Source organism: Luteimicrobium xylanilyticum (genome assembly GCF_009429125.1).
Lineage (GTDB): Bacteria > Actinomycetota > Actinomycetes > Actinomycetales > Cellulomonadaceae > Luteimicrobium > Luteimicrobium xylanilyticum.
In genome coordinates this window covers 2,549,271-2,563,199 of sequence record NZ_CP045529.1, presented here as the reverse complement: position 1 = coordinate 2,563,199, position 13,929 = coordinate 2,549,271, and the positions used below count along the sequence as shown (strand labels likewise).

Genomic DNA, 13,929 nt, shown 5'->3' with positions numbered 1-13,929 from the left:
TCCGCACCCACGAAGAGACAGGCACGGGATCACGATGGACCGACGACGCACACATCGCGCACGACGCACGTTCCTCCTCTCGACCGGCGCGGTCGCAGCAGTGGCGCTGCTCGCCAGCTGCAGCGGCGGTTCGGGAGGATCGTCCGGCAGCTCCGACAAGAGCTTCACCTACTGGTCGATGTGGCAGGAGAGCGAGGCGCCCGCCAAGGCGCTGAAGCAGTCGATCGCCGAGTTCGAGAAGCAGACCGGCATCACCGTGAAGGTCCAGTGGCAGGGCCGGCAGGTGCTCCAGAAGCTTCAGCCCACCCTCAACGGGTCGCCCGCGGCGGACCTGATCGAGCAGGCCACGGCCAACGTCCAGTCGATCATGGTCCCGACCGGAACCGCGGCCGACCTCTCGGCCGTCTACGACCAGAAGGTCACCGGCGAGGACAAGACCGTCGGCCAGGTGATCCCGGAGAAGTACCAGAAGCTCGGCACCTTCGGGGGCAAGGTCAACATCATCCCGTTCACGGTGACGAACTACGCGCTGTGGTACAACGCCGCGAAGACGAAGCCGAGCGCGTCCGACCTGTCGACCTGGGCCTCGTTCCTCGCCTACCTGAAGAAGCAGAAGGAGGCCGGCCAGACGCCGATCTCGCTCGACGGCGACATCCCCACGTACAACCAGTTCTGGTACACGGCGCTCGTCGTGAACAAGCTCGGACCGGGATCGTTCCACGCGGCGGCAGGGGACAAGACGGGCGCCACATGGGACCAACCCGGGTACCTCGAGGCGGCGCAGCAGGTCGAGGAGCTCGCCAAGGGTGGCTACTTCGTCGACGGCTACGACGCCTCGAAGTTCCCGGCAGGCCAGCAGAAGTGGGCGACGAACAAGGCCCAGTTCATGCTCATGGGCTCGTGGCTGCCGCAGGAGGTCGCCCCCTACGCGGCGAGCGGTGCGACGTACGCCGCGGCCACCTTCCCCAACAACGGGTACTCCGGTGACAAACTTGCGTCGGCCGACATCGCCGGCTGGGTCGTCCCCGCCAAGTCCGACCACAAGGCCGCGGCCGAGAAGTTCATCGAGTTCATGTACCAGAAGGACCAGATCGAGAACTACGCGAAGACGTCGCAGACGATCGTGGCGCGACCGGACGTCACGATGTCGCCCGTGATGGCAGACCCGCAGAAGATCCTCAACGCGGCCACCACGCTCTACAACTCCACCGACAGCGTGGTGAACGACTACGCCGACTGGAACACGAAGGTGTTCCAGCCGCTCAACGACAAGCTGATCAAGGGCAAGCTGACCGCCGCGCAGTTCATCGCGCAGGTCAAGAGCCAGTCCGTCTCCTACTGGAAGCGGAACTCATGACGGCCACCGCGGAGCCGCTCGTGGAGCGCCGGACGGCCCCGAGCAGCACACTGGCACGGCGCACCCGCGCGCGCGGGAGCTCGTTCGAGCGCGGCCGCCGGCGTCTCTTCCTGCCCTTCGTCGCCCCGGCCCTCGCGCTGTACCTGCTCTTCCTCGTCGCACCCTTGGCCGGAACCGTCTTCATCAGCTTCAACAAGTGGGCCGGCTCCGGGCCGATGGAGTGGGTCGGGATCAAGAACTACACGCACATCTTCCAGGACCCCGTCTTCCGGCAGTCGTTCGGGAACATGCTGGTGCTGCTGCTGGTCGGCGGGTTCGCGACCTTTGCGATCAGCTTCGTCCTCACCATGCTGCTGCGGGACATGCCAGGGCGGAAGTTCGCCCGTGCCGTGATCTTCTTCCCGACCATCGTGCCCGCGCTGGTGCTGTCGATCCTCTGGGGCTTCCTCTTCCAGGCGGACGGGCTCGTCAACACGATCCTCGAACGGCTCGGCATGGCGCACCCGCCAGAGTGGCTCGCCAGCGAGCACCAGTTCCAGATGATCGTCCTGGGCATCGTGTGGACGAGCACCGGGTTCTACACCACCATCCTGATGGCGAGCGTCGACCGGATCCCGCCCTACCTCTACGAGGACTGCTCCCTCGCCGGCGCGAACGCGTGGCAGGTGTTCCGGCACGTCACGCTGCCCCTGTCCTGGGACGTCGTGGGCGTGTGCGCCGTGCTCTGGACGATCAACTCCGTCAAGACCTTCGAGTTCGTCCTCGCGATGGCGGGGGCGAGCGGCTCTCTCCCGCCCACCAACACCTGGACTTCCGCCCTCTTCGCGTACGCGGCGGTCTATCCCTCGGGCGGCATCCCCGCGTACGGAGCCTCTGCTGCGAGCGCCGTGGTCATCCTCGCCCTGGTCGCCGTGCTGGTCGTCGGTCTCCGACGTCTCATGCGGCGCGACGCGGTCGAGTTCTGAGTGACACCGAAAGGACGACCATGACTTCCCTCTCGACCCCGCTGGTGCCCCGCTCACGTTCCCGCCGGCCAGTCCGTGTCCGCCGCTCCGGCGGCTGGTTCCGTCGTCTCGTCGCGTCACCGATCGTGTGGTTGGTCGTCGCGGCCAACGCCGGGGTGGTGGTGTGGATCCTGTTCTCGTCGGTCAAGGACACGCGCTCGATCCTCGAGTCCCCGTGGTCCCTGCCGAGCAGCCTGCACCTCGACAACTACGCGCGGGCGTGGACGAGCGGCGACTTCGCCGCCGCGACCTTCAACTCGGTCGTCCTGGTGGTGGGCACGGCGGCCGCGACCGTCCTGCTGGCCGCACCGGCCGCCTACGCACTGACCCGGCTGGGAGGCCGGGGAAGCAGCGGACTGACCGCGTTCTTCGCCGTGGGACTCGGCGTGCCGAGCTTCGCGGTCTTCCTGCCGCTGTACGTCGTGATGTCGCACCTCGGTCTCGTCAACAACCTCGCCGGGCTCTGGCTGCTGTACACGGCGACGTCGATGCCGTTCGCGGTCTTCTTCCTCACCGCCTTCTTCCGTTCGCTTCCCCAGGAGGTCGAGGAGGCCGCCGCGCTCGACGGGGCGTCGCCCCTGTACGTCTTCTGGCGCATCGTCTTCCCCCTCGCGCGTTCGGGGATCATCACGCTGCTGATCCTCAACGTGATCCAGCACTGGGGCGAGACGTTCTTCGCGCTCGTCTTCATCCAGGACCGGGCGCTGCAGACGCTGCCGCTCGCGCTCTACAACTTCCTGCAGACGATGCAGTACTCCGGGGCGGACTGGGCCGGCATGTTCGCCGGGATCGCGCTGGTCGTCGTCCCGATGATCGTCGCGTACGCGTTCCTCGCACGGCAGATCATCGACGGCATGACCCTGGGGGCGGGCAAGTGACGGCGACGATCTCCCGAGGGCTCGGGACGGCGGCCGGGGGTCTTCCGCGGCCGGTCGTCGGCATCCTCCTCGAGGAGGAGCTGGCCGCGCTGGTCCTGTCGGCCGAGGCGCGCCGGCGACTCGCCGACTTCGCGGACGTGGTCGCGCTCAGTCCCGAGCTCGTGCGGAGGGATCCCGCCCGGTCGGGCGTCGGTGAGGTCGACGTGCTGCTGACCGGCTGGGGCAGCCCACGGATCGGGGAGGCGGTCCTCGCCGCGGCGCCGCGGCTGCGCGCCGTCGTGCACGCGGCGGGCTCCGTCAAGTGGCTGGTCTCGGACGACGCACTGTCGAGGCTCACCGTGTCGTCCGCCGGCTCGGTCAACGCCGTGCCGGTCGCCCAGTACACGGCGAGCGTCATCCAGCTCGCCACGAAGCGCGCGTTCAGGCTGGCTGCGCGGTACCGGGCCGGCCAGCACCTCGACTACTCGACCAACCCTGACTCGGGGTCGGTCGACCGCGTGATCGGCATCGTCGGGGCGTCCCGGATCGGACGCCTCGTGATCGAGGCGCTGGTACCCACCGGCAACCGGGTCGTCGTGGCCGACCCGTACCTGCCTGCCGCCGAGGCGCGCGCGATGGGCGTCGAGCTCGTCGGGCTGGAGGAGCTCTTCGACCGCAGCGACGTCGTGTCGGTCCACGCCCCGCTCCTCGCCGACACCGTGCACATGATCGACGCGAGCCTCCTGAGCAGGCTGCGCGACGGAGCCGTGCTGGTGAACACAGCGCGGGGGCGCCTCGTCGACACGGACGCATTGGTCGAGGAGTGCGCCACGGGTCGCATCGACGCCGTGCTCGACGTCACCGATCCCGAGCCGCTGCCGTCCGACCACCCTCTGCTGGCACTCGAGAACGTCTTCGTGACGCCTCATATCGCGGGGTCGAGCGGCACGGAGCTGCGGCTCCTCGGCGACTTCGCCGTCGACGAGATCGAGCGCCTCGCACGCGGCGAGGAGCTCGTCGGAGCGGTGGTCGCGACCCGGCTCGAGGTGAGCGCGTGACCTCGCAGAACAAGGCGTCGGGCCAGGGCCGCGCGTCGGGCGCGCACGACCTGGGTGGCGGGGAGCGCCGCGAGCTGAAGTACCGGAGGCTCGTCGGCGAGATGCGGCGCCGGATCCTCGACACGACGTGGCCGCCCGGCGCACGCCTGCCGACCCTGCGTGAGATCGCGGCCGAGTCGGGCTGCTCGCTGACCACGGTGCGGCACGCGTTCGACGAGCTCGAGGAGGCCGGGCTGATCGTCCGTCGCCAGGGTTCGGGCACGTACGTCGACGAGGCCCCCGACCGGCAGCTGGGACGGACGGTCGTCGGCGTCCTCGTGCCGGACACGGCCGCCTACTTCCCGCCGATCCTGCAGGGGATCGAGGAGGTGCTCGCCGAGAACGGGGCGCGGCTCGTCTATGCGTCGTCGCAGTACGACCCCGCGGTCGAGAAGGAGGCGCTCGCCGGGCTGCTCGCGGCCGGCATCGACGGGCTCCTCTACACCCCGCTCATCGAGCCGTCCGACGGCGACGTCGCGAAGCACCTCGCCCGGGTCGCGGAGATTCCCGTCCCGGTCGTGCTCGTCGAACGTCGCCTCTCCGGTGCCGGCCCGGCAGACGACACGTACCACGTGTGCACCGACCACGAGGGCGGCGCCTACGACGCGGTCCGCCACCTGTACGCGGCAGGACACCGCCGGATCGCGCTCGCCGTCCGCCGAAGCCTCGGGCCCGCTGCGGCGCCGATCGAGGTCGGCTTCGGTCGGGCGGTCAGTGACCTGCACGTGACCGGGATGGTGGACGGTGCCCCTCGCGAGGCGTGGACGCCGGAGCGCGCCGACCTCGCCGTCCAGCGGATCGTGCGGGAGGGCTGCACCGGTGTCCTGTGCTTCGGCGACCGCGAGGCGATCCTGCTCATCGCGGCGGCACGCAGGGCAGGCCTCCGGATCCCGGAGGACCTCGCGGTCGTCTCCTACGACAACGAGTACGCCGACGTCGCCGAGATCCCCCTCACAGCAGTCTCGCCGCGCAAGTACCAGCTGGGCCGGATGTCCGCGGAGATGCTGCTCCAGCGGCTCCGGAGCGACGACGTCGACGGACCGCAGCAGGTGAGGCTCAGGCCGACCCTCGTGGTGCGCCGCTCGAGCACGCCCGCGCACCGAGAAGACGCCACCGCCCCAGCGGACGACAACCAGCGCACACGCCCGTAACGTCGGGACAGGCCTGTCACGGTCGACCGAGCCACCGTCCATCGTCAGGTGAGAGGTGTCGTGCCTCCACGGCGACGACCGGCGGCAGCGGCCACGAGCGGACGAAGCGGAGGACGGATGACGACCCCGGAGGCTGCGCTGTCGACGACGGACACGCACGACGTCAAGAAGATGAGCGTGCCGACGCTCACCGCGATGGTGGTCGGCAGCATGGTGGGGGCGGGCGTGTTCTCGCTCCCGGCACGGTTCGGCGTGGCCACCGGGATCCTGGGTTCCCTGATCGCGTGGCTCATCGCCGGCGCGGGGATGCTCATGCTGGCCTTCGTCTTCCAGAACCTGGCGATCCGCAAGCCCGACCTCAACGCCGGGGTGTTCATCTACGCCAAGGCCGGTTTCGGCGACTACGTCGGGTTCAACTCGGCGATCGGGTTCTGGGCGAGCGCGGTGGCCGGCAACACGTTCTACTGGGTGTTCATGTCGGCGACGCTCGGCACGTTCTGGTCGGGCTTCGGCGACGGCGACACCGTGCTCGCCGTCGCCTTGGCGACCGTCGGGGTGTGGTTCTTCCACTACCTGATCACCCGCGGGGTGCGGAACGCGGCCGTCGTCAACCGTATCGTCACGGGCTTCAAGATCATCCCGATCCTGGTCTTCATCGTCGTGCTGCTGGTGAGCCTGGACGCCGGGGTCTTCAGCGACAACTTCTTCGCGTACTCCGGCCTCGGCCCGCTGACGCAGCAGGTCAAGAACACCATGATCGTCACCACCTTCGTGTTCATCGGGATCGAAGGGGCGAGCGTGTACTCGCGCTACGCCAGGCGCCGACAGGACGTGGGGCGCGCCACCGTGCTCGGGCTGCTGAGCGTGCTCTCGCTCTTCGCTCTCGTCACCTTGTCCAGCTACTCGGTCATGCCGCGGGCCGAGATCGCCGCGACCCGCCAGCCGTCGATGATCGGCGTGTTCGAGTCGGTCGTCGGTGGCTGGGGCAAGACCTTCATCTCCGTCGCGATCATCGTGTCCGTGCTCGGGGCTTACCTCGCGTGGACCCTGATGGCCGCGGAGATCATGTACATGCCGGCGCGCAGCGACGACCTCCCGGAGTTCCTCGGCCGTGAGAACGCCAGCGGCGCCCCGGTGTCCGCCCTGGTGGTGACGTCGATCGCGGTGCAGTGCCTGCTCCTCCTCACCGTCTTCGTGGACGACGCGCTCAACTTCCTGCTCGACCTGTGCACGAGCTTCGCACTCATCCCGTACTTCCTCGCCGCCACCTACGGGCTCAAGCTCGCGCTCACGGGCGAGGGTTACGACGGCGTGCCGCAACGAGTGCAACGCAGGGAGGCGATCTTCGCGGGCGCCGCGACGGTCTACATCGTCTTCCTCTTCGTGGCGGCGGGGCTGAAGTTCCTGCTGCTCAGCACCCTGATCCTGGCTCCGCTCACGATCCTCTACGTCAAGGCCCGCTCGGAGCACGGGAAGCGTCTGTTCACGCTGACCGAGGCCGCGTTGTGCGCCGTGGTGGTGATCTCTGCACTGGTGGCGGCGGCGGGTCTGTGGACCGGGCACCTGACCATCTAGCCCGCATATCGCCCGAAGGTCCGGACTCGATCCGGCAAGGAGGCAAGGAAGGGAACAGCACATGAACGGCACGACGACCGTCCCGTCCGGGGTCCACTCCGAGGTGGGACGACTGCGCAAGGTGCTCGTGTGCTCGCCGGGCCTGGCGCACCGGCGGCTCACCCCGAGCAACGCCGACGAGCTGTTGTTCGACGACGTCATGTGGGTGGAGAACGCGCAGCGCGACCACGCCGACTTCGTGAACAAGATGACGCAGCGCGGGGTCGAGGTGGTCGAGCTGCACGATCTCATGACCGCGACGCTCGGGCTGGCCGGGGCGCGGGACTGGATCCTGGACCGCACCATCGTCCCCAACACGGTGGGCCTGGGGCTCGTGGACCCGACGCGCGCCTTCCTGGAGAGCCTCACGCCGCGCCAGCTCGCGGAGCACCTGATCGGCGGCCTCGCCACGGCCGACCTTCCGGGTGACTTCCGTCCCGGTTACGCGGCGCTGGCGAGAGAGCAGACCGGGGCTCGCGAGTACCTCCTGCCCCCGCTGCCCAACACGCTGTACACCCGGGACACCACGTGCTGGCTCTACGGCGGGCTGACGCTCAACCCCCTGTTCTGGCCGGCACGCAAGGACGAGACCTTGCTCTACAAGGCGATCTACCAGTTCCACCCCGACTTCAAGGACTCGACGGTCTGGTGGGGCGACCCGGAGCAGGACTGGGGGCAGGCCACGTTCGAAGGCGGCGACATCATGCCGGTGGGGGACGGGGTCGTCCTGATGGGGATGTCGGAGCGCACGTCGCGGCAGGCGATCACGCAGGTGGCCCGCGAGCTCTTCGCGCACGGTGCGGCCGAACGCGTCGTCGTCGCCGGGATGCCCAAGCTGCGGTCCGCGATGCACCTCGACACCGTGTTCACCTTCGTGGACCGCGACGTGGTCACGTCGTACCCGACGATCGTCGACGCGATACACACGTTCACGCTCCTGCCGTCGGACGACGCCCCGGGCGTCGCGATCGTCGACGAAGGCGAGGCGCGGTTCGTCGACGTGGTCGCCCGGGCGATGGGGCTGACGGACCTGCGCGTGATCGAGACGGGCGGCGACGTGTACCAGTCCGAGCGCCAGCAGTGGGACAGCGGCAACAACGCGGTCGCGCTCGAGCCAGGTGTCGTGATCACGTACGACCGGAACACGCTCACCAACACCCTGCTCCGCAAGGCCGGTGTCGAGGTCATCACGATCGTGGGCGCCGAGCTCGGCCGCGGTCGCGGAGGCGGGCACTGCATGACCTGCCCGATCGTGCGCGACCCGGTCGACTGATGCACGGCGGGACGTTCGGGGTGTCCCCGTCACCCGGGGCCTCGATGCCGCAGTCCGTCCTGCCGTGGGTCCCGACGGGCCGCCGCGGTGACCACCTGCTCACGGCCGGGCGCCCGGCATGGTGAGCGGATCGGTGGCGAACGGCCCGCGGATCCTGCGGCTCGCCACCGACATCGGCGAGTCGCTCCTCGCCAACGGTGCCGGGGCGTCCGACGTGAACGCGACCGTCAGCGCGGTCTGCCGGGGGCTCGGGCTGCGCGATGTCGACGCGGACGTCACGAACCGCACGCTCGTCGTGGTCCAGCCGCAGGGTCCGCACGACCCGCCGCTGGTGCTGCGTCGCAAGGTCACGCGTCGGCCGATGGACTTCGCCGAGCTGACGGCCGTGTCGCGGCTCGTCGCCGCGGTGCTCGCCGGCGAGCTCGACCTGGCCGGGGCTGAACGGGCGCTGACGGCGGCGAGCCGCCCGCGCCGCTCCTACCGGGACGCCCGCGCCGTGCTGGGGGCGGGCCTGACAGGGGTCGGCATCGCGACCGGGCTCGGCGGGAACGTGCTCGTCATGGTGATCGCGCTGCTCGCCGCCGTGTCGATCGCGTGGCTGCGCGCGTGGCTCTGGTCCTTCCGCATCCCGGGCTTCTACGTCCAGGCGGCGGGTGGGCTGTGTGCGGCCCTCTTCGCAGTGGCCGCGACGGCACTGACGCTGCCCGTGTCGCCGTCCCTCGTCATCGCGGCCAACATCGTCGTGCTGCTCGCCGGGCTCGGCCTGCTGGGGGCGGTCCAGGACGCCCTCGCGGGCTTCGAGCTCACGGCGGTCGCCCGGCTGCTCGACGTCCTGCTCGCGACCGCGGGCATCCTCGCCGGGGTGAGCGGCGGGCTGATGCTGGGCCGGCTGCTCGGCGTGAGCTTCGGGGCGGTGCCCCGGCTGCCCGACCTCGCCCACGTGCCGCTCGTCGCGGCGGGTGGCGTGGCCGCCGCCGTCGGCTTCGCCGTCCAGTGCCGCGGGGCCTGGCGGCTCCTGCCGGTGGTCGGGGTGCTCGGCGGGGTGGGCGCCGCGGTGACGGCGCTGTGCTACCAGAACGGCGTCGGCCGGGCGTGGGCCGCGGGGCTGGGGGCGCTGGTCCTCGGCTTCGGCGCCTACTTCGGGTCGCGGAGGCTTCAGGTGCCGGCTCTGATCGTCCTCGTGGCCTCGTCGGTGCCCTTGCTCCCCGGCCTCACCGCGTACGTGGCACTGACCCGGGCGGCGATCCGGGACCTCGGCGGGCTGTTCGCGGGCATCACCGCCGTCGGGGTCGCTCTCGCCGTCGCGGCGGGCGCGCTGCTGGGCGAGCTCATCGCAGAACGTGCGCACGGCGGGCGGCTGCCGCGGGGGGGCGGCCGTCGACGGGCCGCGTCTCGTGAGCGCGCTCGTGCCGCCACGCCGGAGGGCGGAAGAGGCGGGTCCGGCCGACGACGACGCCTCCTGAGGTGTCGCCCGCCCGCGCCGAAAACAGCGCGACCGCGTCGGGTGCCGCATGGAAGCCTGGAGCCTTCGTCTGAGTTCGGAGGGACCCATGAGCCACCTCGAGGTCGCGCACGTCGAGTACGTCCTCCCCGACGGCAGGGTCCTTCTCGACGACGTGTCGTTCCGCGTCGGCGACGGCAGCGCGACGGCGCTCGTCGGCCCCAACGGCGCCGGGAAGACCACGCTCCTGAGGCTGCTCACGGGAGAGCTCGCGCCGTCGTCGGGCGCGGTCACGAGGAGCGGCGGGCTCGGCGTGATGCCTCAGTTCGTGGGCTCCGTGCGGGACGCGACCACGGTCCGCGACCTGCTCGTCTCGGTCGCACCGGACCGCGTCCGCGATGCGGCGCGGGCCGTGGACCGGGCCGAGCTCGCGGTCATGGAGGTCGACGACGAGGCGGCCCAGATGGCGTACGCGCAGGCGCTCGCGGACTGGGCCGACGCGCGCGGCTACGAGGCCGAGACCCTGTGGGACGAGTGCACGACGGCGGCGCTCGGAGTCCCGTACGAGCGTGCGCAGTGGCGCGAGGTCCGGACGTTGTCCGGTGGTGAGCAGAAGCGGCTCGTGCTCGAGGCGCTGCTGCGCGGCCCGGACGAGGTGCTGCTGCTCGACGAGCCGGACAACTACCTCGACGTCCCCGGGAAGCGATGGCTCGAGGACGCCCTCCGGAACACCCGCAAGACCGTGCTGTTCGTGAGCCACGACCGTGAGCTGCTCGCCCGGGTGGCGGACCGGATCGTGGCGCTCGAGCCGGCGCCGGGCGGCGCCGACGCGTGGGTGCACGGCGGCTCGTTCGCGACGTTCCACGCCGCGCGGCGTCAGCGGTTCGCGCGGTTCGAGGAGCTGCGGCGGCGCTGGGAGGAGAAGCACGCGCAGCTCGTGCGCCTCGTGCGGGACCTGCGCCAGGCCGCCGCGAACAGCCCGGACATGGCGTCGCGCTACCGCGCTGCGCAGACGCGGTTGCGGAAGTTCGAGGAGGCCGGCCCGCCGCCCGAGCCGCCGCGTGAGCAGGACATCACGATGCACCTGCGTGGAGGTCGGACGGGCGTGCGCGCGATCACGTGCGAGGGGCTCGAGCTGACCGGTCTGATGCAGCCGTTCGACCTCGAGATCTTCTACGGCGAACGGGTCGCGGTGCTCGGCTCCAACGGGTCGGGCAAGTCCCACTTCCTGCGGCTCCTGGGCGGCGGCCACGTCGCGCACACGGGGTCGTGGCGGCTGGGGGCCCGCGTGGTGCCGGGCTCGTTCGCCCAGACCCACGCGCACCCGGAGCTCGCCGGCCGCACGCTGCTCGAGATCCTCTGGGAGGACCACGCGCACGACAAGGGCCGCGCCATGCCGATTCTCGGTCGCTACGAGCTGATCGTCGCCGCGGACCGACCGTTCGAGAAGCTCTCGGGCGGGCAGCAGGCGCGGTTCCAGATCCTGCTCCTGGAGCTCAGCGGCTGCACCGCGCTGCTGCTCGACGAGCCGACCGACAACCTCGACCTCGAGTCCGCGGACGCGCTCCAGGAGGGCCTCGAGGCGTTCGACGGGACCGTCGTCGCCGTCACCCACGACCGCTGGTTCGCGAAGTCCTTCGACCGGTTCCTGGTCTTCGGGGCGGACGGCGTCGTACGTGAGTCCACCGAGCCCGTGTGGGACGAGCGCCGCGTGGAGCGCGTGCGCTGACGCGGCCGCGCCGGTCGCGTCAGCCCACGGCTCGCCGTCAGCGCACGGGAGCGTCCGCGACGGCGTCCGCGACCGCGGCGACCTGCGCTCGGGCACGGGCGATCGCCTCCGGCCGGGCACCGGCGTCCGCCAGGGTGAGGACGGCGGCGCCGACGATCGGTCGCTCGCGCGTGGGCACCAGCGCGGCGCGCGGGAACGCGGGCGCGAGGAAGTCGTGCACCCGGGCGAGCAGGCCGGGGTCCTCCGCCGCCAGGACGCCGCCGCCCAGGACGACGGGGACCGGGACGTCGTGCAGGTCGAGCCGCTCGAGCGCGACGCGGGCGAGGAGCCCGATCTCGTCGCCGAGCCGGTCGACGATCGACCGCGCCACCGGGTCACCCTCGCGGGCGGCCGCGAGGACGACGGGCGCCAGGCTCGTCAGGTCGTCGTGCTCGATCCGGCCGAAGTGGAGCCCCTCGACGACCGCGGTGAGATCGCTCTCGCCGAAGTGCCGGGGGATGAGCGTCGTGAACGCCGTGGGCCGGCCGCGGCCGTCCTCGGCGCGCGCCGCGTACCACAGAGCCTCCTGCGCGATGCCGGCCCCGCCGCCCCAGTCGCCCGAGATCGGCCCGAGCGCGGGGAACCGGGCGTCGCGGCCGTCGGCGCGGACGCCCACGCAGTTGATGCCCGTCCCGCACACGACGGCGACGGCGTCGGGCGCGTCCGTGCCAGTGCGGAGCAGGGCGAACATGTCGTTGTCCAGGTGCACGGGCGCGTCGTGAGCCCACGCCAGGTCGGACACCGCCGCGCGGAACGCGGTGATCTCCTGGGGGAGGTCGAGGCCCGCGAGGTAGGCGCCGACGGCGGCCACGGGCAGCGCCGCCTCGGCTCGCACCCGCGAGACGAGCGCGTCGACGACGCCGACCGCCGTGGCGAGGCCCCGGGTCTGCGCGTTCGAGGCCCCGCCACGGCCGAAGCCGAGGACGGTGCCGTCCAGGTCGACGGCGACGGCGTCGGTCTTCGACCCGCCTCCGTCGACCGCGACGACGACCCGACCGCGTGGGTCGGGCACGTGCGCGCGGGGCACGTCGTCGGCGGTCATCGTGCCCATGCGAGGTGGTCCTTGTTGGCTGCGAGGAGGAGGTCGGTGAGCTTCTCGGCGCGGTCCCACTGCCCGACCAGCGGGTGCGCGAGCAGGGCGTGCCGCACGCGGTCGCGGCCGCCGTGCAGGGCGGCGTCGAGCGCGAGCCGTTCGTACCCGGCGACGTGCGAGACGAGCCCCGCGAGGTCGGGGGAGAGCTGCGGGAGGTCGACGGCGACCGGGCCGTCGGCCGTGATCGTGGCGGGGACCTCGATGACGTGGTCGTCGGGCAGGAACGGCAGCGAGCCGCCGTTGCGGAGGTTCACGACCTGGACGTCGCGGGCGTCGGAGAGCAGCGAGGCGATCAGGTCGACCGCGGCCTCCGAGTAGTAGGCGCCCCCGCGCTTCTCGAGCAGGTCGGGCTTGGTGTCGACGTGCGGGTCCGCGTACAGCTCGAGCAGCTTGTTCTCGACCTCGCGGACCGCCTCGGCGCGCGTCGCGGCGTGGAGCTGCTCGCGCAGGACCTCGTCGTGCGCGTAGTAGTACCGCAGGTAGTAGCTCGGCACGGACCGGAGCAGCGAGAGCAGCTCGGCGGGGAGCTCGACCTCGGACGCGAGGTCGCCGAGGTGGGTGGACAGCAGGTCGCCGAGGACCTCGCGCTCGCCGACGTGGACGCCGAGCTCCCAGGTGAGGTGGTTGAGGCCGACGTGGTCGAGCCTCACGGCGCGGTGGTCGACGTCGAGCAGGCGCGCGAACCGGCGCTGGAACCCGATCGCGACGTTGCACAGCCCGACGGCGCGGTGGCCGGCCTCGAGCAGAGCCCGCGTGACGATGCCCACCGGGTTGGTGAAGTCGACGATCCACGCGTCCGGGCTGGCGTGGCGCCTGACCTGCTCCGCCACGTCCAGGACGACGGGCACGGTGCGCAGGGCCTTCGCGAAGCCGCCGGGCCCGGTGGTCTCCTGGCCGAGCACGCCGGCCTCGTGGGGAAACGTCTCGTCTCCCTGCCGCGCGTCCTGACCGCCGACGCGCAGCTGGACGAGGACGACGTCCGCGTCCGCGACGCCCGACGCGACGTCGTCGTGCAGCGTCACCTTGCCCGGGTGGCCGACGCGGGCGAACATGCGCTGCGCCATGCCCCCCACGAGGGCGAGGCGTCGCGGGTCGATGTCGACGAGCGCGAGCTCGTCGACGGGGAGCTGGTCCCGCAGCCGTCCGAACCCGTCGACGAGCTCGGGCGTGTACGTCGACCCGCCGCCTACCACTGCCAGCTTCATCTCTTCGTCCTGTCGTTCGTGTGCCGGCCCGTGGGCCGGCGGTGGAGCGGGGCGACCTCGCCGCCCCGG

Annotated in this window: 10 protein-coding genes and 1 pseudogene; 9 read left to right on the top strand and 2 right to left on the bottom strand. The window is 71.4% G+C overall.

The features are described 5' to 3' along the window. The first annotated feature begins 34 nt into the window (after positions 1–34). The 9 genes and pseudogenes from KDY119_RS11425 (at position 35) to KDY119_RS19110 (ending at position 11,523) form a co-directional block, all read left to right on the top strand. The gene (locus KDY119_RS11425) at positions 35–1,357 is read left to right on the top strand and encodes an ABC transporter substrate-binding protein (protein WP_083890781.1); all 1,323 of its coding nucleotides are present in this window, start codon (positions 35–37) and stop codon (positions 1,355–1,357) included. Continuing rightward, the gene (locus KDY119_RS11420; protein WP_153022326.1) at positions 1,354–2,322 is read left to right on the top strand and encodes a carbohydrate ABC transporter permease; all 969 of its coding nucleotides are present in this window, start codon (positions 1,354–1,356) and stop codon (positions 2,320–2,322) included. Before KDY119_RS11425 ends, KDY119_RS11420 begins: the two co-directional genes overlap by 4 nt. A gap of 20 nt (positions 2,323–2,342) precedes the next feature. Further along, positions 2,343–3,239: a carbohydrate ABC transporter permease gene (locus tag KDY119_RS11415; protein ID WP_036949522.1), complete on the top strand. Its 897-nt coding sequence runs from the start codon at positions 2,343–2,345 to the stop codon at positions 3,237–3,239. Further along, entirely contained in the window at positions 3,236–4,276 is a 1,041-nt protein-coding gene (locus KDY119_RS11410; RefSeq protein WP_227994318.1) for a hydroxyacid dehydrogenase, read from the top strand. The genes KDY119_RS11415 and KDY119_RS11410 overlap by 4 nt, the downstream gene beginning before the upstream one ends. Then, positions 4,273–5,466, top strand: a complete 1,194-nt coding sequence (locus KDY119_RS11405; RefSeq protein ID WP_227994317.1) for a LacI family DNA-binding transcriptional regulator — start codon at positions 4,273–4,275, stop codon at positions 5,464–5,466. The genes KDY119_RS11410 and KDY119_RS11405 overlap by 4 nt, the downstream gene beginning before the upstream one ends. Before the next feature lie 117 nt (positions 5,467–5,583). Next, complete coding sequence (locus tag KDY119_RS11400; protein ID WP_036949524.1) at positions 5,584–7,041, top strand: basic amino acid/polyamine antiporter; 1,458 nt, start codon at positions 5,584–5,586, stop codon at positions 7,039–7,041. 61 nt (positions 7,042–7,102) lie between these two features. Next, entirely contained in the window at positions 7,103–8,353 is a 1,251-nt protein-coding gene (locus KDY119_RS11395) for an arginine deiminase (protein ID WP_036949526.1), read from the top strand. A gap of 118 nt (positions 8,354–8,471) precedes the next feature. Continuing rightward, positions 8,472–9,671 (top strand): annotated as a pseudogene (locus KDY119_RS19410) (threonine/serine ThrE exporter family protein); the annotation flags it as partial. Positions 9,672–9,903: 232 nt separating this feature from the next. Continuing rightward, the gene (locus KDY119_RS19110) at positions 9,904–11,523 is read left to right on the top strand and encodes an ABC-F family ATP-binding cassette domain-containing protein (protein ID WP_036949532.1); all 1,620 of its coding nucleotides are present in this window, start codon (positions 9,904–9,906) and stop codon (positions 11,521–11,523) included. 37 nt (positions 11,524–11,560) lie between these two features. Here KDY119_RS19110 and KDY119_RS11380 read toward each other — a convergent pair whose 3' ends face one another. Together KDY119_RS11380 and KDY119_RS11375 are read right to left on the bottom strand one after the other, a co-directional pair. Next, positions 11,561–12,613: an N-acetylglucosamine kinase gene (locus KDY119_RS11380; RefSeq protein WP_227994316.1), complete on the bottom strand. Its 1,053-nt coding sequence runs from the start codon at positions 12,611–12,613 to the stop codon at positions 11,561–11,563. Continuing rightward, on the bottom strand, positions 12,601–13,860 hold the full coding sequence (locus tag KDY119_RS11375; RefSeq protein WP_036949536.1) for a 6-phospho-beta-glucosidase: 1,260 nt from the start codon (positions 13,858–13,860) through the stop codon (positions 12,601–12,603). The genes KDY119_RS11380 and KDY119_RS11375 overlap by 13 nt, the downstream gene beginning before the upstream one ends. Positions 13,861–13,929: the final 69 nt, after the last annotated feature.

Bases quoted from the DNA above. Each gene is read 5' to 3' on its own strand.
- KDY119_RS11425 (WP_083890781.1), top strand. From the start codon at position 35: ATGGACCGACGACGCACACATCGCGCACGACGCACGTTCCTCCTCTCG.
- KDY119_RS11420 (WP_153022326.1), top strand. From the start codon at position 1,354: ATGACGGCCACCGCGGAGCCGCTCGTGGAGCGCCGGACGGCCCCGAGC.
- KDY119_RS11415 (WP_036949522.1), top strand. From the start codon at position 2,343: ATGACTTCCCTCTCGACCCCGCTGGTGCCCCGCTCACGTTCCCGCCGG.
- KDY119_RS11400 (WP_036949524.1), top strand. From the start codon at position 5,584: ATGACGACCCCGGAGGCTGCGCTGTCGACGACGGACACGCACGACGTC.
- KDY119_RS11395 (WP_036949526.1), top strand. From the start codon at position 7,103: ATGAACGGCACGACGACCGTCCCGTCCGGGGTCCACTCCGAGGTGGGA.
- KDY119_RS19110 (WP_036949532.1), top strand. From the start codon at position 9,904: ATGAGCCACCTCGAGGTCGCGCACGTCGAGTACGTCCTCCCCGACGGC.
- KDY119_RS11380 (WP_227994316.1), bottom strand. From the start codon at position 12,613: ATGGGCACGATGACCGCCGACGACGTGCCCCGCGCGCACGTGCCCGAC.
- KDY119_RS11375 (WP_036949536.1), bottom strand. From the start codon at position 13,860: ATGAAGCTGGCAGTGGTAGGCGGCGGGTCGACGTACACGCCCGAGCTC.